At 63.6% G+C, this 26,709-nt stretch carries 22 protein-coding genes and 1 pseudogene; 12 read left to right on the forward strand and 11 right to left on the reverse strand.

Annotated features, from left to right (window positions below; genetic code table 11):
• Window positions 1–55 precede the first annotated feature (55 nt).
• Window positions 56–1,513, forward strand: a complete 1,458-nt coding sequence (locus tag QUH67_RS30780) for a glutamate synthase subunit beta (protein WP_300943297.1) — start codon at window positions 56–58, stop codon at window positions 1,511–1,513.
• A 209-nt stretch (window positions 1,514–1,722) separates the two neighbouring features.
• On the forward strand, window positions 1,723–2,079 hold the full coding sequence (locus tag QUH67_RS30785) for a BA14K family protein (protein ID WP_300943299.1): 357 nt from the start codon (window positions 1,723–1,725) through the stop codon (window positions 2,077–2,079).
• Between the two features lie 176 nt (window positions 2,080–2,255).
• On the opposite strand, the gene QUH67_RS30790 is transcribed toward QUH67_RS30785, so the two are convergent.
• On the reverse strand, window positions 2,256–3,962 hold the full coding sequence (locus QUH67_RS30790; protein ID WP_300943301.1) for an outer membrane beta-barrel protein: 1,707 nt from the start codon (window positions 3,960–3,962) through the stop codon (window positions 2,256–2,258).
• Between the two features lie 196 nt (window positions 3,963–4,158).
• Between QUH67_RS30790 and QUH67_RS30795 the strand changes: the two genes are divergently transcribed.
• On the forward strand, window positions 4,159–5,178 hold the full coding sequence (locus QUH67_RS30795) for a KpsF/GutQ family sugar-phosphate isomerase (protein WP_300943303.1): 1,020 nt from the start codon (window positions 4,159–4,161) through the stop codon (window positions 5,176–5,178).
• A gap of 97 nt (window positions 5,179–5,275) precedes the next feature.
• Here QUH67_RS30795 and QUH67_RS30800 read toward each other — a convergent pair whose 3' ends face one another.
• Window positions 5,276–5,827, reverse strand: coding sequence for a carboxymuconolactone decarboxylase family protein (locus tag QUH67_RS30800; protein ID WP_300943305.1), 552 nt, complete (start codon window positions 5,825–5,827; stop codon window positions 5,276–5,278).
• Window positions 5,828–5,900: 73 nt separating this feature from the next.
• On the opposite strand from QUH67_RS30800, the gene QUH67_RS30805 reads away from it, so the two are divergent.
• A complete protein-coding gene (locus QUH67_RS30805) occupies window positions 5,901–6,242 on the forward strand; it encodes a winged helix-turn-helix transcriptional regulator (protein ID WP_300943307.1) in 342 nt (113 codons plus the stop codon).
• Here the strand turns inward: QUH67_RS30805 and QUH67_RS30810 are convergent.
• The 3 genes from QUH67_RS30810 to hemH all read right to left on the reverse strand — a co-directional run bounded on the left by QUH67_RS30810 (window position 6,239) and on the right by hemH (window position 8,941).
• On the reverse strand, window positions 6,239–6,685 hold the full coding sequence (locus tag QUH67_RS30810; protein WP_300943309.1) for an NfeD family protein: 447 nt from the start codon (window positions 6,683–6,685) through the stop codon (window positions 6,239–6,241). The genes QUH67_RS30805 and QUH67_RS30810 overlap by 4 nt on opposite strands.
• A gap of 44 nt (window positions 6,686–6,729) precedes the next feature.
• The gene (locus QUH67_RS30815) at window positions 6,730–7,728 is read right to left on the reverse strand and encodes an SPFH domain-containing protein (protein ID WP_300943311.1); all 999 of its coding nucleotides are present in this window, start codon (window positions 7,726–7,728) and stop codon (window positions 6,730–6,732) included.
• Between the two features lie 175 nt (window positions 7,729–7,903).
• The gene (gene hemH, locus QUH67_RS30820) at window positions 7,904–8,941 is read right to left on the reverse strand and encodes a ferrochelatase (RefSeq protein WP_300943313.1); all 1,038 of its coding nucleotides are present in this window, start codon (window positions 8,939–8,941) and stop codon (window positions 7,904–7,906) included.
• 81 nt (window positions 8,942–9,022) lie between these two features.
• On the opposite strand from hemH, the gene QUH67_RS30825 reads away from it, so the two are divergent.
• The 5 genes from QUH67_RS30825 to QUH67_RS30845 all read left to right on the forward strand — a co-directional run bounded on the left by QUH67_RS30825 (window position 9,023) and on the right by QUH67_RS30845 (window position 15,311).
• On the forward strand, window positions 9,023–9,421 hold the full coding sequence (locus QUH67_RS30825; protein ID WP_300943315.1) for an MAPEG family protein: 399 nt from the start codon (window positions 9,023–9,025) through the stop codon (window positions 9,419–9,421).
• 182 nt (window positions 9,422–9,603) lie between these two features.
• Window positions 9,604–10,032, forward strand: coding sequence for a hypothetical protein (locus QUH67_RS30830; RefSeq protein ID WP_300943317.1), 429 nt, complete (start codon window positions 9,604–9,606; stop codon window positions 10,030–10,032).
• A gap of 80 nt (window positions 10,033–10,112) precedes the next feature.
• On the forward strand, window positions 10,113–11,777 hold the full coding sequence (locus QUH67_RS30835) for an HlyD family efflux transporter periplasmic adaptor subunit (RefSeq protein WP_300943319.1): 1,665 nt from the start codon (window positions 10,113–10,115) through the stop codon (window positions 11,775–11,777).
• 10 nt (window positions 11,778–11,787) lie between these two features.
• Window positions 11,788–14,916, forward strand: coding sequence for an efflux RND transporter permease subunit (locus QUH67_RS30840; RefSeq protein WP_300943321.1), 3,129 nt, complete (start codon window positions 11,788–11,790; stop codon window positions 14,914–14,916).
• A gap of 29 nt (window positions 14,917–14,945) precedes the next feature.
• Complete coding sequence (locus QUH67_RS30845) at window positions 14,946–15,311, forward strand: hypothetical protein (protein ID WP_300943323.1); 366 nt, start codon at window positions 14,946–14,948, stop codon at window positions 15,309–15,311.
• A gap of 86 nt (window positions 15,312–15,397) precedes the next feature.
• Here the strand turns inward: QUH67_RS30845 and QUH67_RS30850 are convergent, their stop codons facing one another.
• Window positions 15,398–16,213, reverse strand: a complete 816-nt coding sequence (locus tag QUH67_RS30850; protein ID WP_300943325.1) for an outer membrane protein — start codon at window positions 16,211–16,213, stop codon at window positions 15,398–15,400.
• A gap of 357 nt (window positions 16,214–16,570) precedes the next feature.
• The gene (locus QUH67_RS30855; RefSeq protein ID WP_300943327.1) at window positions 16,571–17,005 is read right to left on the reverse strand and encodes an acyl-CoA thioesterase; all 435 of its coding nucleotides are present in this window, start codon (window positions 17,003–17,005) and stop codon (window positions 16,571–16,573) included.
• Window positions 17,006–17,196: 191 nt separating this feature from the next.
• On the opposite strand from QUH67_RS30855, the gene QUH67_RS30860 reads away from it, so the two are divergent.
• The 3 genes from QUH67_RS30860 to QUH67_RS30870 all read left to right on the forward strand — a co-directional run bounded on the left by QUH67_RS30860 (window position 17,197) and on the right by QUH67_RS30870 (window position 21,897).
• Window positions 17,197–17,769 (forward strand): hypothetical protein, encoded by a 573-nt coding sequence (locus QUH67_RS30860; RefSeq protein WP_300943329.1) that lies wholly within the window; start codon window positions 17,197–17,199, stop codon window positions 17,767–17,769.
• A gap of 299 nt (window positions 17,770–18,068) precedes the next feature.
• A complete protein-coding gene (locus QUH67_RS30865; protein ID WP_300943331.1) occupies window positions 18,069–19,067 on the forward strand; it encodes a Bug family tripartite tricarboxylate transporter substrate binding protein in 999 nt (332 codons plus the stop codon).
• Between the two features lie 181 nt (window positions 19,068–19,248).
• Window positions 19,249–21,897: a hybrid sensor histidine kinase/response regulator gene (locus tag QUH67_RS30870; protein ID WP_300943333.1), complete on the forward strand. Its 2,649-nt coding sequence runs from the start codon at window positions 19,249–19,251 to the stop codon at window positions 21,895–21,897.
• A 166-nt stretch (window positions 21,898–22,063) separates the two neighbouring features.
• On the opposite strand, the pseudogene QUH67_RS35050 reads toward QUH67_RS30870, so the two are convergent.
• The 4 genes and pseudogenes from QUH67_RS35050 to QUH67_RS30890 all read right to left on the reverse strand — a co-directional run.
• Window positions 22,064–22,177, reverse strand: a pseudogene (locus QUH67_RS35050) (PEP-CTERM sorting domain-containing protein); the annotation flags it as partial.
• A 592-nt stretch (window positions 22,178–22,769) separates the two neighbouring features.
• Window positions 22,770–23,834, reverse strand: a complete 1,065-nt coding sequence (locus QUH67_RS30880) for a nickel/cobalt transporter (protein ID WP_407080369.1) — start codon at window positions 23,832–23,834, stop codon at window positions 22,770–22,772.
• Window positions 23,825–24,490, reverse strand: a complete 666-nt coding sequence (locus QUH67_RS30885) for a DUF1007 family protein (protein ID WP_300943337.1) — start codon at window positions 24,488–24,490, stop codon at window positions 23,825–23,827. The genes QUH67_RS30880 and QUH67_RS30885 overlap by 10 nt, the downstream gene beginning before the upstream one ends.
• 113 nt (window positions 24,491–24,603) lie before the next feature.
• Complete coding sequence (locus QUH67_RS30890; protein ID WP_300943339.1) at window positions 24,604–26,694, reverse strand: M3 family metallopeptidase; 2,091 nt, start codon at window positions 26,692–26,694, stop codon at window positions 24,604–24,606.
• Window positions 26,695–26,709: the final 15 nt, after the last annotated feature.

Below are 26,709 nucleotides of genomic sequence, written 5' to 3' on the forward strand. Positions count from 1 at the left end.
AATGGCGACGGAAACAAAATAGATACGAACGAGAGATGCAGGGGCATCAGGTTTAATGGGAAAAATCACGGGTTTTCTGGAAATCGACCGGCATGACCGCAAGTATGCGCCGGTCGCCGACCGTCTGAAGCATTATCGCGAATTCGTCATTCCGCTGAGCGAGAAGGACACCCGCGACCAGGCCGCGCGCTGCATGAATTGCGGCATCCCCTATTGCCATGGCACCGGCTCGGTGGCGCCGGGCACGCCGGGCTGCCCGGTCAACAACCAGATCCCCGATTTCAACGATCTCGTCTATCAGGGCAATTGGGAAGAAGCCTCGCGCAACCTGCACTCGACCAACAATTTCCCCGAGTTCACCGGCCGCATCTGCCCCGCCCCGTGCGAGGCGTCCTGCACGCTGAACATCGACGACAACCCGGTCACCATCAAGACCATCGAATGCGCCATCGTCGACCGCGCCTGGGACAATGGCTGGCTGAAGCCGGAGATCGCAGCGATCAAGACCGGCAAGAAGGTTGCGATCGTCGGCGCCGGTCCCGCGGGCCTCGCGGCCGCGCAGCAGCTCGCGCGCGCCGGCCATGACGTCCATGTCTACGAGAAATTCGCCAAGGCCGGCGGCCTGCTCCGCTACGGCATTCCCGATTTCAAGATGGAGAAGCACGTCATCGACCGCCGCCTGGCGCAGATGGAAGCCGAGGGCGTCACGTTCCATTACGGCGTCCATGTCGGCGGCAGCTCGGAGGGCGCGATCGATCCCCGCGAATTGCTCGCCCAATATGACGCGGTGGCCTTGACCGGCGGCGCCGAAGCCGGCCGCGACCTGCCGATCCCCGGTCGCGACCTCGACGGCATCCATTTCGCAATGGATTTCCTGCCGCAGCAGAACCGTCGCGTTTCCTCCGAGCCGCTCGGTGGGGTCAAGGACATCCTCGCCGAGGGCAAGCATGTCGTCGTGATCGGCGGCGGCGACACCGGATCGGACTGCATCGGCACGTCATTCCGGCAGGGCGCGAAATCCGTCACCCAGCTCGAAATCATGCCGGCGCCGCCCGAACACGAGAACAAGGGCATGACCTGGCCGAACTGGCCATTGAAGATGCGGACCTCGTCGAGCCAGGCCGAAGGCGCCAAACGCGAATTCGCGGTGCTGACGCAGAAATTCTCCGGCGCGGACGGCAAGGTGCAGAAGCTGCACTGCGTCCAGGTCGACGACAAGTTCAAGCCGATTTCAGGCACCGAGTTCGAACTCGAGGCGCAGCTCGTGCTGCTCGCCATGGGCTTCGTGCATCCGGTGCACGAGGGGCTGCTGAAGAACCTCGGCGTCGATCTCGACCAGCGCGGCAACGTCCGCGCCAATACGCAGGACTACCAGACCTCGCTGCCCAACGTGTTCTCCGCCGGCGACATGCGCCGCGGCCAATCGCTGGTGGTGTGGGCGATCCGCGAGGGCCGGCTGTGCGCGCGGGCGATCGATCAGTACCTGATGGGGACGACGACCCTGCCGCGGTGAGCGGACCTGGGCAGCCACCTCGAACCGGAACTCGACGAGGCCGATGCGTCGGTCGGCCCACATATGTTGCGGTGCATATGGACAGTGCGCGGCATAACCCGCAATCTCGCTTGATTCAGGTCAATGCCCAATCGTTCCTCAGGCGGGCATCATCATCTGGAATGAAAAAGAAAGGTGGCAAAATGAGAACTCAGGGAACGGGCATTTCCATGCGCCAGCGCTTCGCACGCGTTCTGGCAACCGGTGCGCTGATCTTCATGTACGGATTCGGCATGGTGGCCACGACCGGCGCCTTCGTTGCGGCGGGCGTCTCTCCGGCCTTCGCACAGCGCGGCCGGGGACGAGGCCGGGGCGGCGGCTGGGGCCGCGGTCGCGGTGGCGGCGGTGTCGGCGCCGCGGTCGGCATCGGCGTCGGCGCAGCCATCATCGGCGGTGCGATCGCGGCGAGCGCCGCCGAGCAGCAGCGGCAGCAGGCCGTCGGCTACTGCATGCAGCGCTATCGCTCGTACGATCCCAACAGCATGACCTATCTCGGCCGCGACGGCATGCGCTATTCCTGCCCGTAAGGGCTACAGGTCTTCACGATGTTCCAAGACCCCGGCCGAAGTGCCGGGGTTTTTGTTTGGAGTCCATCACTCAGGCCATCATCACCTGCGCATGCGGGTGATCCAGTATTCCAGAGACGTCGGTGATGTGCGGGTAAGCCGCGGCGTACTGGATGACGAGTGGAGCGAACTCGCACTCAATGCTGCAGCCTCACCCCCAGCATCACCACCGTCGATGCCGTGCTGTTGCCCGCCAGGTTCGAATCCAGCCAGTCGCGGCGCAGCGTGCCGCGGAGCCAGAGGTTGCGGTTCATCTTGTAGATCGCCTCGCCCGACACGGTGTAGATCTTGTCGCGCCGGGGGTTGCCCTGATAGTCGAGTTCGCCCCAGGTGAATTTTCCGATCGCGGTCAGCCAGCGGCGGAAGTCGTGATCGACCTCGACGGTGTAGATGTGCGTCAGCACGCCGGAGGTGCCCGGCAGCGTGGTTTCAGTGACGGTGGTGTCTGAGATGAACTTGGCCGTGGTCAGCGGGGTCGCGGTCCACACCAGCGAGGACGAGACCAGCAGGCCATCGAGGCGGTTCAGCCTGGGATCGACATAGTCGCGCGCGGCGTAGCCGACGCCGATTTCGCCGGTCAACAGCCGCGTGAATTCAAAACTGGTGCCGCCCTTGACGTAACCACCGGTCGAGTCACGGGCGAAACCGGAGCGGTCGAGCTTGACGTCATGCACGCGGTTGTCGGCCTGCACTTCGACAAACGGCTTCAGGCCGGGCATCCAATCGTAGCTGACGCGGCCGACGCCGCCATACTGACTGAAATTGCGGTCGTCGTTGGTGCTCGAACTGCCATCGGTGAGCTTTGAGTTGGTGTAGTCGGTGCGGTCGACGGTGGCGCCGGCGGAAACCTGCAGGCGGTTGAAGCTCTGGTCGATGCCGACGGTTCCGCCGAGCGTGGTGTAGATCGGATAGCGGGCGAGGCCCGCCTGCACGTTCGGGCTGCCCGGATTGTCGGTCGATACGAACAGCCGCCCCTGCCCGGTCAGCCGTGTGTCGCGGCTGACATCGAGCCGGCCGTCAACATGGCCGATGAAACTGGGCCGGTCGATATCGAGCGGCGCCGACAGCGGCGTGCCGTTGGCGTTCGGCGTGAGATTGCCGCCGTAGCCGGTGAAGGAGCCTCGCAGATCAGCGACCAGCGCGTGGCGTTCCCAGTCGGAGACCGCGAGGAATTCCGGCGCGATCACGTAGAGCGGTTTGCCCCGCGCCGCCGCGAGCCGGCCGGGATTGGTATCGTAGCCGCCGGAGACTTCGACCGCCGACTTGATCAAGAAGCTGCCGGCATAGTCGCCGACCGCGCCGAACGGATCGTCATCGACCTTGAGGCGCTTGCGCGGCGGCTGCCCGGCCACCGTGCCCGCCATGGCCGGCGGGAGCGGTGTCTTGTGCGCCGAGTCTGATGGCGGAATCGAGAGCCGCAGCCCGGTGTTCGACGCGACCGGCGGCGGACTCCCGGGACCGACCGGCGGCTTCGGCTTGGCCTGCCCCGGATAGAATTTCGGCTTCTGGCGCTTGCGGTTGAGCGAGTCGTAGCCGGAACTGGCCGCGCCGCTTGCGGCCGGCACGCCGTATTTCGGGATCTGTCCGATCCGTGACGGCGCGGGCCTTGTCCTGTCGGTATCCCCAGGCTTTGGGTTGTTGAACGGGTCGTTCACCTCCGCCGCGGTCCGGCGCAACGGCGAATCCGGCGACATCACCTGGCTGGTGCGCGTCGTGCTGAACAGGTCCGGCGTGACGGTCTGTGCCTTCGCCACGGTTCCCGACAGGGCCGTCAGCACAAGACACGGCAAGGCGGCGCGGAGGAGGCGCGCGCAGCTGTTCCGGCCCGTTGCTGGCCTGGCCATCACGACAGGAAATACCCCAACAAAAACATACGCTTGATAGGTTCGCACATGGCGTACGCGAGGCGCGTTCGTTAACGGAGTTAAAACAACTATGGTTAATGAGCAGTTGAGGCCGCCGCCGCGCGCGTCGCATCGCGGGACGGGTCATGCTATGGAGAGTCCCGGGGACAACGTCCCCTCTTCCCTGGATACAGACATGGCTCATCCGAATCCGCTGATGGCAAAATCATCCGGCACCGACCCCGCTGACGCTGCCGTCCAGTCGGCCCTGCGTACGCTCGACGCCGAAGGCAGCGGGATCGCCGCGCTCACGGCGGCGCTGCAATCCGATCTCCGCGCCCCCTTTGCCGCCGCCGCCGAGCTGATCCGGAACGCCAAGGGCCGGCTGATCGTCACCGGGCTCGGCAAATCGGGCCATGTCGGCCGCAAGATCGCCGCGACCTTTGCCTCCACCGGTACGCCGGCCTTCTTCGTGCATGCCGCCGAAGCCAGCCATGGCGATCTCGGCATGATCACGGCCGACGACGTCATCCTGGCGCTGTCGTGGTCCGGCGAACAACCGGAAATGAAGAATCTGATCAGTTACGCCGCGCGCTTCGGGATTGCCGTGGTCGCGATGACGTCGGAGCGGGAATCCTCGCTCAGCAAGGCGGCCGACGTCGCGCTGACGCTGCCCAAGGCGCGCGAGGCCTGCCCGCACAATCTGGCGCCCACCACCTCCTCCCTGATGATGCTGGCGCTCGGCGACGCGCTGGCGATCGCGCTGCTGGAAGGCCGCGGCTTTACTTCGGTCGATTTCAGCGTGCTGCATCCGGGCGGCAAGCTCGGCGCGATGCTGAAATACACCCGCGACCTCATGCACGCCGGCGACGCGGTGCCGCTGAAGCCGCTCGGCACAAAGATGTCAGACGCGCTGGTCGAGATGACATCGAAAGGCTTTGGCTGCGTCGGCATCATCGATGCGCGCGGCAATATTGCCGGCATCGTCACCGACGGCGATCTTCGCCGCCACATGGACATGGGCCCCGGCCTGATGACGGCCACCGTCGATGAGGTGATGACGAAAAACCCGAAGACGATCGACCGCGACGTGCTGGCCGGTGAGGCGCTGGAGATCCTCAACTCCTCGAAGATCACGACGCTGATCGTCACCGACGCCGGCAAGCCGGTCGGCATCGTGCACCTGCACGATTTTCTGCGTGCGGGTGTGGCGTAGGTTCGTAGGGTGGGTTAGCCGCAGGCGCAACCCACCGCCTTCGAGCCACCGGAGGGAATGGTAGGTTACGCCTGCGGCTAACCCGCCCTACGATTCCTCACTCCGGAAACCGCGCCGCCTTCTCCTCCAGCGGCAGCGCCAGCCCGTTCGCGAGATACGATACGGTGCGGTAGAAGCCGCACAGCAGCATGATCTCCAATATCTGCGCGGCGTCGTAATGGGCAGAAAGCCCAGAGAATTCGGCGTCGCTGAGCGTCGCGCGGTCGTGCAGCGCGTCGACGGCCGCAATCAGCGCCTGCTCGGCCTGCGACCAGCAGGCCTCATTGGCAGTGCCGCGCGCGGTGGCGCGGATTTGCTGTTCGGTCAGGTGCGCGGCTTCGGCGAACGCCGCGACATGCACGCCCCACTCATACTCGCACCCGGTTCGCGCACAGGTGCGGTCGATGACGATCTCGCGCTCGCGCAGCGACAGCGGCCCGCGGTCGAGCAGGCTGCCGCCGCGAAACTTCTCCCAGGCGCGGCCGTGGCCGGCCATGACGCGAAACAGCAGCAGCGGCGGCGCGCCGCGCATGATGCGGTCGAACTGGGAGGCGATATCAGGTGCATAAGGCGGATCGAGCGGCGCGATCCGCGGCATGGTCTGTGACATCGATTGATCCTTATGCTACAAATAACGTAGCAATACGCTACATTATCTGTAGCGACGTGCAAGGGGATTTTCGATGCCGAAAAAGGATGCCGCCGCCCAAAAGACCGCCGTTCGCGGCTCCCGATCAGGCCGGCCGATCATGGCGCTGCTCGATCTGCTGGGGCGGCGCTGGACGCTGCGGATCATCTGGGAACTGCGCGACGGCCCGCTGACCTCACGCGCGCTGCGCACCGCCTGCGACGACGCCTCACCGACGGTGATGCAGGCGCGGCTGTCGGAATTGCGCGAGGCCATGCTCGTGGAGTTGCTGGCCGGCGACGGCTATCGCCTGACCCCGCTGGGCAGAGAACTAATGGAAGGCTTTCAGCCCCTGAATCGCTTTGCGGAGCGGTGGAGCAAGCGAACGTCCAGCTAGGCTGCCGCCACCGTCAGGCTTGCACCGTCGGCCTGCACCACCTTCACCCGGCTGCCGGCCGGCGCATCCGGACCGGCGACGCGCCAGATCGTGTCGTCGATCCGCACGGTGCCCGTCCCGTCGACGATCGGCTTTTCCAGGGTGAATTCGCGGCCGATCAGCGCCTCGGTCCGCCTGTTGAGAAACGGGTTGCTCAGGCTGCGGCTGCCCTCGCTGCGCGCAAAATGGCGCCACGCCGGCACCGCGGCAACCGCAAACACCGCAAACATCAGGATCTGCGTTTGCCAGGACGGGTTGACTGCAAACGACAACAGCCCGACCAGCAACGCCGCGAGCCCGAGCCAGAACAAGAAGATACCCGGCGCCAACAGCTCCAGCGCCATCAGGATGAAGCCGAAGATCAGCCAGTTCCAGGTGCCCAGGGTAGAAAACATCTCGGCCATGACACGAACCTCTCATCAACCAGAATGGTCCTCCGGATCGAACCTCACCGCTGCGGCGCGACCGGCGGCGGGGTGGGGCCGGTGTTCGGCACCGAGGACGCCCGCCGTGCGGCCGTGGCTGATGTCGCAGCTTCGCCGAAGGTCGCCTTGGCGATCTCGCCGATGCCGGCCAGCGATCCCAAAATGCTCATCGCTTCGATCGGCAGCATGACGATCTTCTGATTCGGCGAATCCGCAAGCTGACCGAACGCCTTGATGTATTTGTCGGCGATGAAATAGTTCAGCGCGGCGACGTCGCCTTTGGCGATGGCCTCGGAAACCATCTGCGTCGCCTTGGCCTCGGCTTCGGCCGAGCGCTCGCGCGCCTCGGCGTCACGGAACGCAGCCTCCCTGCGGCCTTCGGCCTGAAGGATCTGGCCCTGCTTGGCGCCTTCCGCGCGCAGGATTTCCGACTGGCGCTGGCCCTCGGCCTGCAGGATGTCGGCGCGCTTGACGCGCTCGGCCTTCATCTGCCGGCCCATCGCCTCGACCAGATCGGCCGGCGGAACGATGTCCTTGATCTCGATACGGTTGACCTTCAGTCCCCACGGCGAAACGGCGGCATCGACCACGCGCAGCAGCCGCTCATTGATCTCGTCGCGGTGCGACAGCACCGCGTCGAGATCCATCGATCCCATCACCGAGCGGATGTTGGTCATGGTCAGGACGATGATCGCCTGATCGAGATTGGATACTTCATAACTCGCCTTGGCGGCATCGAACACCTGATAGAAGGCGACGCCGTCCACCGTCACGGTGGCGTTGTCCTTGGTGATCACCTCCTGCTCGGGAATGCTGATCACCTGTTCCATCATGTTCATCTTGCGGCCGACGCGGTCGAAATAGGGAATGATGAGATTGAGCCCCGGCGACAGCGTGCGGGTGTATTTGCCGAACCGCTCGATGGTCCAGTCGTAGCCCTGCGGCACCGTCTTGACCCCCGCGAACAGCGTGACGATCACGAGCAGAACAAACGCGATCGCGAAGATATCAAAGCCGCTCATAAATCCCTCCAAAGCCGGCAGGAACGCCGCCGGACGCACGATCGTTTGTCGGCGGCGCCACGGCTCCGGTTCAGCCGGCGCTCCCGGGTCCGCACTGTATAGCTAGGGAACGGTTTTTCGGCCACCAGATGTTCGAGTTCGAACGGCGGCAGGGTATCGACACATTCTCGACGGCTTATAGCCAGCCCTGCAGCTCGCGCAGCACGAGCTGGCGGATGACGTCCATGCCGGGATCGCTGTCGTTGAGGCAGGGAATGGCGGAAAAAAGCTCCCCGCCATTATGCTCGAAGATCTCCGCATTCTCCTGCGCGATTTCCTCCAGCGTCTCGAGGCAATCGGCGGAGAAGCCGGGGGTCACGACGGCGATGCGCTTCACGCCATCTTTCGCGAGTTTTTCGATGGTCTTGTCGGTATAGGGCTGCAGCCACTCGTCGAAGCCGAAGCGCGACTGAAACGTAAGGATCAGCTTTGAGGCATCAAGGCCCAGGCGCGCGCGCAATGCGTCGGTCGTTGCGACGCACTGCGCCTGGTAGGGGTCGCCCTTGTCGACATACTTCTGCGGCATGCCGTGAAACGACGCCACGATCAGTTCGGGCTCGAACGGCAACGCCGCCAGATGCGCCTTGATCGAAACGGCGAGCGCCTCGATATACTCCGGGTCATCATAGTAAGGCGGGCTGACCCGCAGCGTCGGTTGCGCGCGCATGTCGGCGAGCGCGCGAAACGCCTCATCGCAGACCGTCGCCGACGTCGCGGCGGAATATTGCGGATAGAGCGGCACCACCAGCAAGCGGTCACAACCCTGCGCGGCCAGCGCCTCGATCCGCGAGCGCATCGACGGGTTGCCGTAGCGCATCGCCCAATCGACCACGACGTGCTTGTGATCGGCGATCGCGGCTGCCAGCTTTTCAGCCTGCGAGCGCGTGATGGTCTTGAGCGGAGACTCGTTCTTCTCGGTATTCCATATCTTTTGATAATCGCGTGCTTTGCGGCCGGGACGCACGCGCAGGATGATACCGTTAAGGATCAGTTTCCAGAGCAGGCCCTGATCCTCGATCACGCGCGAATCGGAGAGGAATTCCTTCAGGTAGACCCGCACGCCACGGGCATCTGCCGTGTCGGGCGTGCCAAGATTGACCAGCAGCACGCCGACGCGGCGCGGCAGGGCAGCCGGTGCCGGCTCGGGATGTTCAATGGGGGCGACCGCGGACATGATGGCGATGGCTTCGCGCGTTGCACCATCCTTGTCAAGATAACCGCCTGGCCGGTACGATTGCCGCGGGCGGGAGGAACCATGACGATCGCCGAATGGTGCGTTTTCGGAACGCTGATGCTTTATCTGCTGACGATCGCCTCGGTCAAATGGGCCTGGCATCGCCAGTTCGACAACGCCAAGCCGCGCGATCCCGCCTTCTACGAGGACGCCATCCGCGCCCGCGCGCTCGGCGCCCACCAGAACGGGATCGAGGCGTTTCCCTTCCTTGCGGCCGCCGTCCTGCTGGCGGAATTCCGCCTGGCCCCCCAGCACCTGATCGATGAACTCGCGATCCTGTTCCTGATCGTCCGGGTCGCCTACGTCTTCACCTATCTCGGCAACCGCCCGACGCTGCGCTCGATCCTGTGGAGCACCGGCTTCGCCCTCAACATCGCGATTTTCTTTCTGCCGGCGATCAAAGCCTATCTGCCGACATAAATTCGTCAGGTTAGGCCTCCAGCTCGCGGGGGTGGCATCGTTCGTATGACGGACGAATAAAGCCTCGATTTGCGTCTCGTTCACCTTCTTGAGAAGAACCAGCGCGGAGGCTCGAACCGGAGAACCTTGAATTCCGGGCTTCCCCGCGATATCTAGGGTGCGCGTGCAACAATAGGGCCGTCATGGCAAAGCAGCAGATCATGCGGGTTTTGGGAGCGGCGATCGTCCTGATCGCGCTTTCGCTCGCGCCGTCTGTTGCCCGGGCCCATACCGGCCATCCGCACCTCGCGTCCGTTCATGACGGCCAAAGCCAAGCCGTATCTCAGGTCGCATCTCAAGCCGCTTTTGATGAGATTGAGCAGTCGGCCGGGTCTGCCTCGTTGCGGCAGGCGCGGTGGAAAGCCGACGGGATGCCGCCGGCTTCCGACCGGAACTGCGCCGGCGACTGCTGCCTGTCCGCATGCGCCGCATGTTGCGCGACCGGGTTGCCCAGTCCCATGGCGTTCATCGCGTTTCCGCGAGCGATAACCCGGATCGCCTTCGGCCCCTCACCGATGTGGCCGGAGCGTGAGCCGGAGTCGCTCAGGCGGCCTCCCAAGACCTTCATCTGAATCCGACCGAACAATGAGTTTGCGAGGCATGCCCAGTGCTGCCCGCAGACGACGGCAATTCAGATTGAAGGACGACCGGTATGCTTTCCCATTTTGGGCGTGCCTTGCGTGCTCTCGCAGCAGCCGCAGCTCTATGCGCTGCGATCGCCCCCGCTTCCGCCCATGAGGGCCATGAACATGGGGAACAGCCGCCCGTCTCGGCGAGCGCCCTGCCGCGCGGCGAGGCCGATTCCGACGCGTTCGAGGTCGTTGCGATCGTCCGCGGCGACAATCTTGAAATTTATCTCGACCGGTTCGCCACCAATGAGCCGGTAACCGGCGCAACGATCGAAGTCGAATCGCCCAACGGTCCGGTGAAAGCTGTGGCAAGCGCCGACGGCACGTACCGGGTGGCGGCGCCGTGGCTGGCAAAGAGCGGACGGACGGAGCTGATCTTCACGGTCACGGCGGGAGACACCACCGACATTCTGCCGCTGGCAATCCAGTCCACCCCCGCAGCTGCGCAAGGCGCAGCACAGCAGGATGCGGCTGCCGGCGGACACATCAACAAGACATCGGTGCTTCTCGTCCTGGGCGGCGCGCTCTTCGGGGCACTGCTCTCCGCCATTGCACTGCGCGGCAGGCGCAGGGTGGCAGCCCTTGTCGTCATGTTCCTTCCCATGCTCCTGGGGGCACGCGAGCCGGAGGCCCATAAAGGCCACGGCCACGAGGAGGAAAAGGCACAGATCGCCATCAGCACGGTCTCGGGCGAGCGCGCCCAGCGCCTTCCCGATGGGGCGGTCTTCGTGCCCAAATCGGTGCAGCGGATATTTGCGGTGCGGACGCTGGTCGCCGAGCCCGCCGGGCACAAGAAGGTCACCGAACTTCCGGGAAGGATCATTCCCGATCCCAATGCCAGCGGCTACGTGCAATCCGCCGTCGGCGGCCGTCTATCCGCGCCATCGGGCGGCTTTCCCCGGCTGGGCACACCGGTGAAGCAGGGCGACATCCTGGGCTATGTCACCCCGCCCATTGCGGCGATCGATGTTTCCGACATGCGGCAGCGCCAGGGCGAACTCGATCAGCAGATCTCGATCGTCGAACGCAGGTTCGCCCGCTACGAGCAGCTCGCGCCATCGGGCGCGATATCGCGCACCCAGCTCGAGGACACACGGCTCGAACTCGAAGGGCTGCGCGACCGGCGCGCATCGATCGAGAAATCGCGGCGCGAGCCCGAAGCGCTGATCGCGCCGGTGGCGGGCGTCATCGCCGAAGGCAGCGCCGTGGCGGGCCAGATCGTTCAACCAAGTTCCGTCGTCTTCAACATCATCGATCCCTCCCGGCTCTGGGTCGAGGCGCTGAGCTTCGAGAGCCTCGAACCGTCGCGCGGCGCGCGGGCGTCGACCTATACGGGCAGGAATTACGACCTTGTCTATCAAGGCACAGGCTTTGCCGATCGCAGCCAGTCCGTGCCGGTGCATTTTGCCGTGACGGGCGACACTGCGGGGCTGAGAGCCGGTCAATTTCTCACCGTGCTGGTCGCGACCGAAGATACCAAGGAAGGCCTCGCGGTGCCGCGCAGCAGCGTCGTTCGCGGCTCCAACGGCCAGGATTTCGTCTACGAGCACATCGCCCCCGAGCGGTTCATGCCAAGGAGTGTGCGCACGGAGCCGCTCGACGGCGATCGCGTGCTGATCGTGTCCGGCTTCACGCCCGGCAAGCGGATCGTGTCGCAAGGCGCGGACCTGCTCGATCACGTCCGCTGAGGAGGCGCGCATGTTCACGTTCCTGGTCAGCGCCTCGCTCCGCAATCGCCTTTTCGTGCTTGCAATGGCGGCCGTCCTCGTTCTCCTGGGCGCCTACACCGCGCGCCAGCTGCCTGTCGACGTCTTCCCGGACCTGAACCGTCCGACCGTCACCATCCTGACGGAATCGGAAGGTTACGCCCCGCCGGAAGTCGAACAGCTCGTCAGTTTCCCGATCGAAACCCAGATGAACGGTGTGCCCGGCGTCAGCCGGGTACGATCGGTCTCGGGCATCGGGCTTTCGATCGTCTATGTGGAGTTCGACTGGGGCACCGATATTTTCCGCAACCGCCAATTGGTCGCGGAACGTCTCGCGCAAGTGCAGAGCCAGCTGCCTTTGAACATCACCCCGCAGATCGGCCCGATCAGTTCGATCATGGGCCAGATCCTCCTGATCGCGGTGACGTCGAAGACGGCTTCTCCGATGGAAGTGCGCGAGATCGCCGACTTCACGATCAGGCCGCGCCTGCTCGCCGTGCCCGGTGTCGCACAGGTCATCCCGATCGGCGGCGAGGTTCGACAGTACCGGATCGCGCCGCTGCCGTCCGCGCTGCGCGCGCTTGCCGTGAGCTATGAGCAGATAGAACAGTCCCTCAGGCAGTTCGGCACCAATACCGGCGGCGGCTTCACCGACCAGAACGCCCGCGAATTTCTGATCCGCAATATCGGGCGCACGACGAGCCTCGAAGACCTGCGCAACATCGTCGTTACCACCATCGAGGGGCGTCCCATCCTGCTTCGGCAGGTGGCGAACGTTGAATTTGCGCCCAAGGTCAAGCGGGGTGACGCCGGCTATATGAGCAAGCCCGCCGTGATCGTCTCGGTGGAGAAGCAGCCCGATGTCGATACGGTGAAGCTGACGCGGCAGATCACGCAGGTGCTCGCGGAGTTGGAGCCCAGCCTGCCGTCCGGCGTCAAGGCCAACGAGATCATCTTCAGGCAGGCGAGCTTTATCGAGAACTCGATCCAGAACGTGGAGCGGGTGCTGCTCGAGGCCGCCCTTGTCGTCGCCGTCATCCTGTTCGCTTTCCTTCTCAACTGGCGTACGACGGCGATTTCGCTGACCGCGATCCCGGTCTCGATCCTGACCACGGCCATCATCTTCAAGCTGCTGGGCCTGTCGATCAACACGATGACCCTGGGCGGGCTTGCGATCGCCATCGGCGAGCTGGTCGACGACGCCGTCGTCGATGTCGAGAACATCTTTCGCCGGCTGCGCGAGAACCGGGAGCAAGGCAATCCGCGATCCGTGTTCGACGTGGTGGTTTCGGCTTCCAACGAGGTGCGGTCGGGCATCGTCTACGCCACGATGATCATCGTTCTGGTGTTCGTGCCGCTGTTTGCGCTTTCGGGCATCGAGGGGCGGCTGTTCGCGCCGCTCGGTCATGCCTACATCATCTCGATCCTCGCGAGCCTGTTCGTCTCGATCACCCTCACCCCGGTGATGGCCTATTACCTGCTGCCGCGGATGAAGCGCCTTGCGGAACGGGAGAGCTGGCTCGTCCGCAGGCTCAAATCCGCGAACCATGCGGCGCTCAGGCTTGCTTTCGCCCACAGGGGATTGCTGCTCGGCGTCACGGCGCTGGCGGTGCTGGGCGCAGGTTTGGGCGCGCTCGGCCTGAAGCGCGCGTTTCTTCCAGCCTTCAACGAAGGTACGTTCACGATCAACATCGCGTTCAACCCGGGAGTTTCGCTTTCCGAATCCACGCGCGTGGGCTCGATTGCCGAACGCCTTCTGCTCGACGTGCCCGAGGTGATCAGCGTCGGAAGGCGCACGGGCCGCGCGGAACTGGACGAGCACGCCGAGGGTATCCATTCGTCCGAACTCGAAGTCGACCTCAAGCGGTCGCAGCGGCCGAAGCCGGAGATTGTCGCGGACATCCGCTCGCGGCTTTCGGTGCTGCCGCTGTCGGTCAATGTCGGGCAGCCGATCTCGCACCGGCTCGATCATCTGCTCTCGGGCGTCCGCGCCGAGCTGGCCCTGAAACTGTTCGGCGATGATCTCGACACGCTGCGCAGCAGCGCGGAAGAACTTCGACTGCGGCTTGCGAAGATCGAAGGTATCCAGGACCTGCAGGTCGAAAAGCAGGTACGCATCCCGCAACTCGAAATCCGCGTCGACTATACGCGCGCCGCCTTGTACGGCGTGCAGCCGGGCGCGGTGACCGATCAATTGTCGCGGCTGTCGAGCGGGCGCGTCATCTCGCGCGTGGTCGACGGCTACAAGCGCTACGACGTCGTGATGCGCCTGCCCGACCAGCTTCGCACGACCGAGAAGCTCGGCGACCTCCTGATCAAGACCCCGTCCGGCTGGATCCCGGCGCGCCAGATCGCCGACGTGAAGGAGACCGACGGGCCAAACCAGATCCTGCGAGAGAACGGCCGCCGCCGCATCGTCATCCTCGCCAACTCGGACGGCAGGACCGACATGGCGGAGATCGTGCGGCGCGTTCGTGCAGAACTGCAGGCGGCGAACCTGCCGCAGGGCGTCACGGCGAGCCTTGAAGGCACGTTCCAGGCCCAGGAGGAAGCCAGCCGCAGGATCGGTATCCTTTCACTCGTCTCGCTGGCGCTGATCTTTGCGATCCTCTACAGCCGCTACCGTTCCGCCGTGCTGGCGCTGATCATCATGGGCGGCGTGCCGCTGGCCCTGATCGGTTCGGTCGCGGCGCTGGCGCTGACTGAACAGCCGTTGTCGGTTGCCAGCATGGTTGGCTTCATCACGCTGGCGGGAATCGCGACGCGCAATGGCATTCTCAAGATCAGTCACTACATCAACCTCGCCCTGCGCGAGGGAATGGCGTTCGGGCCGGAGCTTGTGATCCGCGGAAGCCTCGAGCGCATGACGCCGGTCCTGATGACCGCGCTGTCCGCGGGGCTGGCGCTGCTGCCGCTGCTTATCGCGGCCGACGAGCCCGGCAAGGAGATTCTGCACCCGGTCGCGGTGACGATCTTCGGCGGGCTTGTCAGCGCGACCTTGCTCGATGCCCTGATCACGCCTGTGCTGTTCCTCATGTTCGGCAGGACGCCGCTCATGAGACTGATGCAACGGCAGTCCGAAGAGCGTCCCGGCGATCATGCCGCTTCGCATTCCTACTAATCGACCCCGCCTTGAAAAGGAGACGACGCATGAAGTTCGGATATCTCATCCTCGGCATTGCCTTGCTCGCCGCGCTGCCTGCCAACGCACACGAACCGAAGGCTTCCCATGGCGGACGTGTCGCCGACGCCGGCCCTTACCATGTGGAACTCGTCGCAAAGGAAACCGCCGTTGAAATCTTCCTAACCGGTGAAAACGACAAGCCGGTCGATCCGAAGGGCTTCAAGGGCGTCGCGATCTTCAATCTGCTTGGAAAGGCCGAACGCATTACGCTCGCACCTACGGAAAAGAACAATTTGGCCGGAATGGCGGCTGCGCCCCTCCCGGCCAATCCCAAGGGCGCGATACAGCTCACCGCGCCGGACGGCAGAACTGCAACCGCGCGATTTGATTGAGGCTGCCGAAGGTATGCACCCGCAGGAGCCTTAAAAAAAGCCCGGCGTCACGCCGGGCTTTTCGTTGGCGATCTTGCGGGGTCGAACTACCTCCCGCCCATTGCGCCGAACTTGTAGTTCAGGCCGGCGCGCACGATGTGACCATCGTTCTCGAACCGGCTGTTGTAGCCGGTGCCTCCGCCGCCGTTGCCGGGAACGACCGCAACGTTCACCGTTTCATCCCTGAAATCGTAGTACAGATATTCCGCCTTTACGCTCCAGTTCGAACCGAACGCGTGCTCGATGCCGGCGCCGACGGTGTAGCCGGCCTCGGTACGGCGGTTGTTGCCGGCGAACTGAATCTGTCCGGCAGGACCGAAGAACGTGGCGCTGTTCTCGATATCCGCGTAGGCCAGACCGCCCGTCGCATACAGCAGGGTGCGATCCCAGGCATAGCCGATGCGGCCACGCACGGTGCCGAAATACTCCATCCGCGTGCGGAAGTTATTGTTGAGCGTGCCGATGCCGTTCAGCGGGATCGTCACGACGTTCGTGTCCTTGCGGATATAGACGTAGGAGATGTCCGTTTCCAGGCCCATGACCCAGTTCGGCGTGAGTTGCCAATTGTAGCCGGCCTGGCCGCCGCCGATAAAGCCCTCGCGTTCGAGACGAACCTGTCCCGGGCGCGCACCACCGGCGACGTTGTTGATGTTCGCCAGGACCTGGCCGGTCGTGGAGATGCCGTCGTCCTCTTCGAACGTGTAGCCGGCGTGAACGCCAACATAGAAACCGGACCAATCGTAAGCCGGCGAGACCAACACCGGCGGCGCTTTTGTGACGCGGGCGGGAAGATCCGCGGCAAGCGCAGGAAGCGACAGACACAGCGTCGTCAGCGCCGCGGTGCCGAATTGAAAGCTCTTCATGTTAGTTCCTCTGAAGTACTGAAACGGTCCCGGAGGAACGATCTACACATTCCGAGGTAGAATGCTGTTGCACCGACATCACACCGCACCAGCGGCATGATCGCAGCCGGATTGATCAAAGCGCCGTGTTCGGAGATCAACGCTGATGAGATATCGAAAGTACCTGTGCTGCAGCCACTTCTTTCATTCCTCGGACGTCGCAGAGGGCACGATCATGACATGGATTGACGCCATGAACTCGATGCGGCATCTGGGCGCGCCGCATGTTTGAAACCCATTCCGCTCTTGATCGTACGCGGCCCACTCGCTCTGTGATTGCCGGTCCAACTGGGTTTATTCCGCGATCACGAGATCGTGTCAGGCCAGATGCATCTCGCGTGCCGCGATCCGCTCGCGGATCGCCTTCGGCACCGGGACCGGGCGATGGGTTTGCTGGTTGGTGTTGACCCAGACGATCTCGCCGGTCACCAGCGCTTCGTTGCCGCCCTTGAGGAAGATCGCGAGTTCGAAAACGATGCTCGAATTGCCGATCCGGGCCACGCGTGCGCAAACGTCGATCTCCTGATCGAACCGCACCGGGGCCTTGTACTCGATCAGCGACTTGACGACGTGGTAATCCTCGCCCGTCCGTTTGGCGTCGGCATACTGGTCATATCCGAGCGCGCGAAAATATTCGGTGATGGTCGTGTCGAAGTAGGTCAGGTAGTGCGCATTGAAGACGACGCCCTGGCCGTCGATTTCGGAATAGCGCACCCGAAAAGGATGAAAGAACCAGAACCGCTCACGTGTCATTTGATTCCCGATCTCGCCTTGGCGGCTTTGCTTATTCCATCGCGACGTTCGGAGAAAGCCGCGCCCGCGAAAATGCGGAGCCGCAGCCACGATTAACCTTGTGTTAAGAGATTGTCCGCGCCTACGGCTCGAAAACGGGATTCCTGAGGTACTCTCATTCTCGCAAACGATCCAGCGAGTGGGGGCTCAATGTGATCAGGACTATTTGGCTCGGCTTTACGTTTTTGATCATTGTGGCCGGTGCTGGTTCATTCAGGTTCGCCTTCGGTCATTTCGACGTCGCCAACGCTTCCAGCGTTGTTCCTTCAGAGCACGATCGATCCATCGGCGTGAAAATCGTTGAGGATACTTTAACGAAAGCAGACCAGTTGCCGGTCGCTTACGTCGCTCCTGCGCCCGATGCCGCGGAATTGGCCAAGGCCGCGTACAGCGCCGTTGAGGCGCTGCATCCGATCCCGCAGGCCGTGGTCACTTCCGACATTGTGAAGCCTGCACTGGATATCGTTGAGCTACAGGTGAAGGAGCCGGCCGCCCCGGTCGTTCGGCCCGCACCTCCCGTGGTTCGGAAAGCAAAATCCCAGAAACCCAAGCTCAAGCAGCCGAAGCCCGATGCGCTCGCCAGCAAGTCGACGCCGGCCACTGATCTTCAGGTCTGCCAGTTGGAAGAGTTCGAGGCATTCCGTTACGCATTCAGTCTTCCGACCGGCTGCCACAAAGCTGCAGCGGCTATATCCAATCAGCTCGTTTCAGAGCCAGGAACCTGACCGGGCGAGTTTGGTCAAGCGGCACGCTCGTCATTTTGGGATGACATCCTGATCAGCCGCCATTGCCGCGGTTCGGTGGAGATCGACGGACAATATTAAATAGTTCGCCCGGCGGTATTCGGGCGCGGGATTGCGGCAAACAGTCCGCCGATTCCGCTACGGGCCGACCACGCCGGCCTGTATGCTCCGGCCTGTCGGTGCAGGATCAGCGGAGCTTTCGTTCCCGGAATCGTCGGGCCGAAAAGCACAGCGCGGCCCCGCTCCTTCCAATCAAGCAAAATCCGATGATGGAGGAAGTCATGCCGCTGCCTGTTTCAGTCAACCGCCGCACCTTGCTGACCCTGCTCGGCGGATCAATAGCCGCACCTTTGGCGGCGCCACGCGTTGTCAGCGCGCAGGAAGGCTGGCCCGCACGGCCGGTGCGCTACGTCAACGGCTTCCCGGCAGGCGGAGCAACCGATTCGCTTTCACGCATCCTCTGCCAGAAGATGAGCGAACTCTCCGGACAATCCTTCGTGGTCGAGAATCGTGCTGGAGCGGGCGGCGTGTTGGGCGCGGATGCGGTCGCGAAGGCGCCGCCGGACGGGTATACGGTCGGGCTTGGCGGCATTGCCAGCAATGTGCTGGCGATCGGGAGCTACGCCAAGCTCCCCTACGACCCGGTGCGCGATTTCACGTTCATCTCCGGCATGTGGCAGCTGCCGAATATCCTGGTCGCCAAGAAGGAGCTGTTCTCCTCGGACCTGAAGGAGCTGCTCGCCGCATTCAAGAAGGAGCCGCGCAAATATACCTATGCGTCGGCGGGCTTTGGCACCACATTGCATCTCTCGGGCGAGATGATGAACAGCATGGCGGGCGTGGACGTCCTCCATATTCCCTACAGGGGAGCCGGCCCGGCGCTGACCGACCTGCTCGGCGGCCGCGTCGACATGCTGTTCGACAATTTACCCGGCTCGCTGCCTAGCGTACGATCCGGCCTGATCAAGCCGGTCGCCGTCACCTCCGCGACGCGCATCCCCGAGCTTCCCGACGTGCCTGCGATGGCCGAGTTGCTGCCCGGATATGCCATGACCTCATGGACGGCCATGATCGGGCCGGCCAACATGCCGGCCGATCTGGTGTCGCAGATCAACGCGCTCACCGCGAAGGCGCTCGCCGATCCCCAGGTGAAGGCGCGGTACGGCGACCTCGGCGCATCGACCTGGCCGACATCGCCGTCCGAAATCGCGACCTTCCGGGACAGCGAGCAGGCGCGGCTGCTGCCGGTCATGAAGGCGGCGGGGATCAAGCCGGAGTGACAGGGACCGGGCATCCGACGAGCTTAACGCGCAATTAACCGAGACTTTCCAACGGACGATCGGGCCATTCGCGCGGCCTTTACCGTGACGGCAACTCATTCGGAAGTTTAACGCCCATTTATCTCACAAAAGGTCACCTCAGCGGACGCCGCAGCCATCAGCCGCCCGCGAGGTGAAGCATATGACACCGGAGACCACCCTACCCGTGGCGACCACGCCCCCCGGCCCGCCCGATCGCCCCATCCGCGTCCTCTTGCTGGCGACGGTTCTGGTCGCGGCGGCCCTGGTCGCCATGAGCTTTCTGATTGCCAACAATCTGCGCGAAAGCGCGCTTAGCGACGCGGAGCGTGATCTCTCGCGTCACAGCCTGACGCTGGCCGGACAGGCCGAACGTTCGTTTCAATCCATCGATCTGATCCTGTCCAACATCAACGACCATCTGGAATCGCGCGGTGTTTTCGACAGCGCCAGTTACAGCGTCGTGATGAGCGGCGAAGATACGCACCAGTTCCTCAAGGGAAAACTTGCGGGTCTCCCGCAACTGGAAGCGATCACAATGATCAATTCCGACGGAAAGCTGATCAATTTTTCCCGCTACTGGCCGATACCGGCGGTAAACGTTTCCGATCGCGATTATTTCAAGGCGCTCAAGAGCGACGGTTCGCGTAAGACGTTCATCAGCCAACCGGTCCAGAACCGCGGGACCGGAACCTGGAACATCTACATCGCGCGTCGCGTCAACGGCGGTTCCGGCGAATTCGCCGGCCTGATCCTGGCGGCAATGTCGCTCGAATATTTCGAGGATTTCTACAAGTCGATCTCGCTAGGCGAGGGCAGCGCCGAAGCGCTGCTTCGCGACGACGGCACCCTGCTCGCGCGCTACCCCAAAACCGCGGAAATCGGCAAGCTGGTCGCCGGCGCCGACACCCTCGCCCTGCTCAGATCCGGCGGCACCGTCCGCGGGATGTCACCCGTCGATCACGTGATGCGGATCAAGGCCGTCCGCAAGCTCGCGGGTGTTCCGCTCTCGATCATGACGACTCAAACCGAGGACAGCGTGCTGCAAGGCTGGCGGGACACCGTCAAGCTGCTGCTCGGCTTCACCGCGGCGATGATCCTGGCGCTGACGCTGGCGGCCTTCGTCATTGTTCGCAAATGGCGGGAACAGGAGGTGCTGCGGCGCCTGCAATCGGAAAAGGCCGAGGCGGAGCGCGCCAAGGCGCTCGCAGAGACCGAGTTGCTGCGTCAGCAGGAGCGCACCGCGGAGGCGGCCAACCGCGCCAAATCGAATTTCCTGGCGGTGATGAGCCACGAAATACGCACGCCGATGAACGCAGTTCTAGGCCTCACCAGCACCCTGCTGGAAACGAATCTCAGCCGCGACCAACGCGAATCGGTGCATGCCATTCACGTCGCCGGCGACAGCCTGCTGGAAATATTGAACGATATTCTGGACTTCTCCAAACTCGAAGTCGGCAACCTGACGCTCGAATCCGCCCCCTTCTCGCCCGCCGGGGTGCTGGAAAGCACGCTGAGCGTGGTCGGAGCAAGTGCAGCCGCCAAAGGACTCGAATTGCGGGTCGAACTCGATCCGAACCTGCCAACCGGCCTGCTCGGCGACGGCGGCAGGATACGGCAGGTTCTGCTGAACCTCGCCTCCAACGCGATCAAATTCACCGAGGCCGGAGAAATCAGGATCACGGTGGAGCGTCTTGAGGTCGAACAGGACTCCGCAAGGCTCCGCTGGTCGGTGACGGATTCAGGAATCGGCATTCCCGCCGACCGCCTGGGCGCGCTGTTCAACGACTTCGTCCAGGTGGACAGTTCGGTGAGCCGGCGGTACGGCGGATCCGGTCTCGGGCTTGCGATATGCCGACGCCTCGTCCGCCAGATGGGTGGAGATATCCACGTCGAGTCGAAGGTCGGCTATGGGTCGCGCTTCTTCTTCGAACTTTCCCTGCCCAAGGCAGAGCTGCCATCCGTCACAAAACGCGAGGACGATCCCTCGATCCTGCTGTTGAAAAAGCGGATCGAGCGGGCGGGAGTTCCGTTGCGGATTCTCATCGTTGACGACAACCAGACGAACCGGCTGGTTGCAGCCAAAATGCTCGGCGAATTCGATATCGACATCAAACTGGCCTGCGATGGACTCGAGGCGGTTGCGGCGGTCTTCGAAAGCGATTTCGATCTCGTTTTCATGGATATGCAAATGCCCGAAATGGATGGATTGACGGCGACCCGGAAAATCCGGGCAGCAGGCGGGAAATACGAGCAGGTTCCGATCGTCGCCTTTACCGCCAATGCGTTCGCCGATGATCGCGAGGCCTGCAAGGCCGCCGGGATGAACGACTTCCTCGCCAAGCCGGTCCGGAAGAAATTCCTGGTTCAGGCGGTGCTGCGCGGGCTTTCGGAGCGGGACCTGGAAGCCGGCAAAGGCAGCGTGACCGGGCAGGACAATGAACATGCGCCGCGTCGCGGTGCGGCCGAAGCACTGTTTGACCGCAGCGCGTTCGACGCTCTGGTCGCCGAGATCAGCCTTGAAACGGCAATTCATACCTTCAGTGTCTTTGTCGAGGATACCCGCAAGCGGCTCGATGCGTTCAGCGCCATGAACATTGCGGATGATCGAAGCAGGATTCGCCTTCAGGCCCACGCGTTGAAGTCGACCGCCGGGACATTCGGCTTCCGGCGGCTTTCGGCGCTCGCGGGCCGGCTGGAAAGCGATTCGGCAGAGATCGCCGAGGCCGATTTTCACGCGCTCGTACCTGAAATGGGCGAAGCCTTTGCATCGGGAATGGTGCAGTTTGCCAGCGCCCGCAAGGCGGCATGACAGGCTTTCGGAAGGCCTTTATGCACAGCGCCGGACGTCGTCCGGCGCTGAACCGTATCGTCCGACATTGCCTTCAGAGGCATCAGCGGTGGAGCTGATTCACACACGCGCTGAAAAGAAAAGCCGCCCGAGGCGGCTTCTCCCATCTCGAACCGGGTAACGCAGATCAAGCTGCGGCGACCGCCCGCCTGCCCTTGCGACGATAGGCCATCAAGCTCACGCCGGCGAAACCCAGGATCATCATTGCCCAGGTTGACGCCTCGGGAACGGCGGCAACCGCCGAAATGGTCAAGACATCGTTCTGTCCAAGGAACGGGTTTCTCAGGTTGAAGCTGCCCAATGTGAAAACCGGATCGGCCGGATTTCCTGTAAACAGGTCCGGACCATTGCTGGTCAATTGAACGAAGCCGAGCGTTGTCCCCCCGATGTTGAAATCGGCGATCAGATTGGTGCCGAACGAAATCGACGCCACACCCGCAACCCCGCCAAAAATGCCGGAGACGTTGTCAAAGCCAACCTGATTGCCGAACAAGCTGCTTGAACTGAAGAAGTTCGGCATCGTCTCGGTATCGATCTGAAAGCTTGCCTGGTGGGACCCCGTCAGCTCGAAGTTCAACAAACTCGCGCTGGCTGGCGACGTGGCCAAGACGGCGAGCAGCGCGGCCACGGCCGCGCCGGTGTTCCTTCTCATTTTGATAATTCCTTCCTTTCTGTGACGGTCCCACGTCGATCACAGCACGGGAAGAAGCAGCTCGCACTACGAAACTTGCGGATTGAAAAATATAGCCTGGAAGGTGAAACGCATCTCGGGTTTTCCCGTACCCCGTCGAACGTCATCGCCGAAACCGAAACCACGATGACGTCTGTGATGTCTACAAACAGGTCGCGCGTTCGGCGGCGAGGTAGCCGAACAGCAGGCCGATGCCGAACAACAGCACGAGACCGGCGGCGCCGAACTCGATGCCGCGCATGATCAGCGTGCCGCCGCCGTCCCGACCGCGGCTGAACCGTGCGGCCAGGCCCTTGGCCGATACGGCGACCACGGCGATGGTCGCGACCATGATCGCGGTGCCGAGCCCCATCACAAAAGTCGCGGCGATGCCGGCCCAGAACAGGCCCTGCGCCAGCGAAAACACCAGCACCAGGATCGCACCCGAGCAGGGCCGCATGCCGACGGCGAAGATCGTGCCCAGCCCTCGCCGCCAGCCGCCGGGACCGGCGAGTTGGTCCGGCGTCGGCCCATGCGAGTGGCCGCAATGCTCGTCATGGACGTGATGATCGTCGTGATGGCCATCATGATCAGGGTGGCCGTGATCGTGGCCATGATCATGATCGTGGTGATGATGTGCCGCCGCCGGCGCCGGCTTCGCCTGCAGCGCGCGGATGAAACCGCCGCCCTTGGTCCAGACCAGGCGGGCGCCGACAGCCGCGATCAGGCCGTAGCTTGCGATCTCGATCGCCTTTTCCGCCGAACACATCGTCTTCGCCGTGGAAGACAGCAGCCAGGCGAACACCGCGACGATTGCGACCGCCACGACCGCCTGCAGCAGCGCCGATACGAACGACAGCACGATGCCGCGTCGCGCGGTCTCTTCGTTGGCGACGAGATAGGACGAGATCACTGCCTTGCCATGGCCGGGCCCGGCGGCGTGAAAGACGCCGTAAGCAAAGGAAATTCCGAGCAGCGACCAGACCGCGCTGCCGTCCGACTTCGCTGCGCGGATCGTCGAAGACATCTCACGATAGAATTCGGATTGCTTGGCGAGGATCCACCCGATGATGCCGCCGGCAGGTGGCTCGGCTGGCGGACGCGGGCCGCCGAATGGATTCTGCGCCAGCACGGCATGCAACGCGGCGTCAAAGACAATGATGGCCGCGAACGCCGCAGCCGCTACCGCCACGCCTCGCGCCAGACCCACAGGCAGCTTCACGGGCAATCGACCATGATCTTGTTGGCGAACATCGCGCCGTAGTTGGAATTGTCGCCGTTCATGAAATTGTTCTCGTTGAGGCGCTGGGCAGTAGCGGTGCCGTCATTCGGCCGCTGGAACTGCATCTTGCAGGTGGCCGGCGCGCCGTTGAGCTTGATCGGGTCCTTGTCGTCGAACTTGAAGTCGATGAAATAGGAGGGATCGAAGACTTCGAGCGCGGTCTGCTGCGCCTTGAACGGCGTCTTGAGCGGCAGCATGAAATGCAGCGTCAGCTCGCTGTCCTTGTATTCGAGGAAGTAATCGACCGGCTCGACGAACTTCTGCTTCTTGCCGTCGGCCCTGGCGAAGGTAAAGAAGTTGAACTCCTTCAGCGACTCGACATTGGTCTGCGCCAGCGGCGCCAGCTCTTCGCGGGTGTAGATCCCCTTGGTCTTGCTCGCCAGCCCCTGCAACGCGTAGGTCGTGAACATCTCGTCAAAGGTCCAGGCGTGGCGGACGCCCGTGATCGTGCCGTCGGGGGCGTAGACCACCTCGCTCTTGGCGGTGATCCAGACGTGCGGATGCGCTTCGGCCGGCGAGGCGCCGAGCGACCACGCGAGGATGAAGGCAAATAAGCCAGACACCACACGCAAGACGTCGTCCCTGCGAACGCAGGCACCCATAACCCCGGTCGCTCGTTGAGGGGGAAGGCGTCTGGCAATGTGGCAGAAAGCTGCGGCACGGCGTATGGGTCCCCGCGTTCGCGGGGACGACGAGTAATGAGTGTCTCGGCTGGTCACGCCGCCTCCGGAGTTTCGAGCAGGCCGCGCCGGCGCAACAGCGCGTCGGCTTCCGGCTCACGGCCGCGGAAGGCGACGTAGGCGTCCTCCGGGTCGCGGGAACCGCCAGACGAGTAGATGTCGTCATGCAGGCGTTTGGCGGTGGCGGTGTCGAAGATGTCGCCGGCTTCCTCGAAGGCGCCAAAGGCGTCAGCGTCCATCACCTCCGACCACATGTAGCTGTAATAGCCGGACGCATAGTGATCGCCGGAGAAGATGTGGCCGAACTGCGTCGGCCGGTGCCGCAGCGCGATTTCGGCGGGCATACCGATCTTCTCCAGTTCGGCCTTCTCGAATGCGCCGACGTCGCGGCTGGCTTCGGCCGGCTGGGTGTGGAATTCGAGGTCGATGAGCGCCGAAGACACGAACTCCACCGTAGCAAAGCCCTGATTGAACTTTCGCGCGGCGAGGAAACGCTGCAGCAGGTCGTCCGGCAGCGCCTCGCCGGTCTGGTAGTGCTTGGCGAACTGCCGCAGCACCTGCGGCTGCTCCTGCCAGTGCTCGTAGAGCTGCGACGGCAGTTCGACGAAATCGGTGAACACGGAGGTTCCCGACAGCGAGGGATAGGTCACGTTGGACAGCATGCCGTGCAGGCCGTGGCCAAACTCGTGGAATAGCGTCCGCGCGTCGTCTGGCGACAGCAGCGACGGCTGGCCATCGGCGCCCTTGGCGAAGTTGCAGACGTTGATGATCAAGGGCGCGACCTCACCGTCGAGCTTCTGCTGGTCGCGCAGCGAGGTCATCCAGGCGCCGGAGCGTTTTGAGGACCTGGCAAAGTAATCGCCGTAGAACAGCGCCTTGTGCTTGCCCTCGGCACCCCTGACTTCCCAGACCCGGACATCCGGGTGCCAGACCGGCACATCCTTGCGCTCCGAGAAGGTGATCCCGAACAGACGGGTGGCGCAGTCGAAGGCGGCCTCGATCATGTGGTCGAGCACCAGATAGGGTTTTATGGCGGCATCGTCGAAATCGGCGCGGCGCTGGCGGAGGATCTCGGCGTAATAGCGCCAGTCCCACGGGGCGAGGGTGAAATTGCCGCCCTCCTCCGCGATCAGCGCCTGCAGGGCATCGCGGTCGGCGAGCGCTCGCGCCCGGGCCGGCTTCCAGACCCGCTCCAGCAGGCTGCGCACGGCTTCCGGCGTCTTGGCCATGGAATCCTCCAGCCGGTAGGCGGCGTAGGTTGGATAGCCCATGATCTTCGCGGCTTCCTCCCGCAGGGCAAGAATCTCCACGATGGTGGCGTTGTTGTCGTTGGCGTTGCCATTGTCGCCGCGCGCGGTGAAGGCCTTGAAAACCTTCTCGCGCAAGTCGCGGCGGGAAGAGCTTTTCAGGAACGGCTCCACGGAGGAACGCGACAGCGTCACGATCGCCTTTCCGGCCATGCCGCGCTCTTCTGCCGCAGCCTTGGCTGCGGCGACGAACGCCTCGGGAAGGCCGGCGCGGTCGTCCTCGCCGAGCTCCAGGAACCAGTCCTGCTCGTCGCCGAGCAGATGGTGGCTGAAAGAGGTCCCGAGCTGGGCCAGCCGCTCGTTGATCTCGGCCCGGCGCTTCTTGGCGCCCTCGTCGAGGCCGGCGCCGGCGCGGTGGAAGTTGGTGTAGGTGCGCTCCAGGAGCCGCATCTGTTCCGTGCTCAGGCCGAGCTTGGCGCGCTTTTCGTGCAGCATCGCGATGCGGCCGAACAGCACCGCGTTCATCATGATCGGGTTCCAGTGCCGCGCCATCCGCACCGAGACCTCCTTGTCGATCTCGAGGATGGCCGGATTGGAGTGCGCCGAGACCAAGTCGTAGAACACGGCCGCGACCTTGGACAGCAGCTTGCCGGAGCGCTCCAGCGCCGTGATGGTGTTGGCGAAGTCCGGCAGGGTCGGATCATGGGTGATCGCCTGGATCTCGGCGGCATGGTCGGCAAAGGCCTGCTCGAAAGCCGGCAAAAAATGCTCCGGCTCGATCTCGGCGAACGGTGGCGTCTCGAACGGCGCCTGCCACGGCTGGAGCAGCGGATTTGTTCCGGCTTGCGGGGCGGCTGCCGCTTGCTGGGTTTCTGACATCACACTTCCCGTCTT

It is taken from the genome of Bradyrhizobium roseum (genome assembly GCF_030413175.1).
GTDB lineage: Bacteria > Pseudomonadota > Alphaproteobacteria > Rhizobiales > Xanthobacteraceae > Bradyrhizobium > Bradyrhizobium roseum.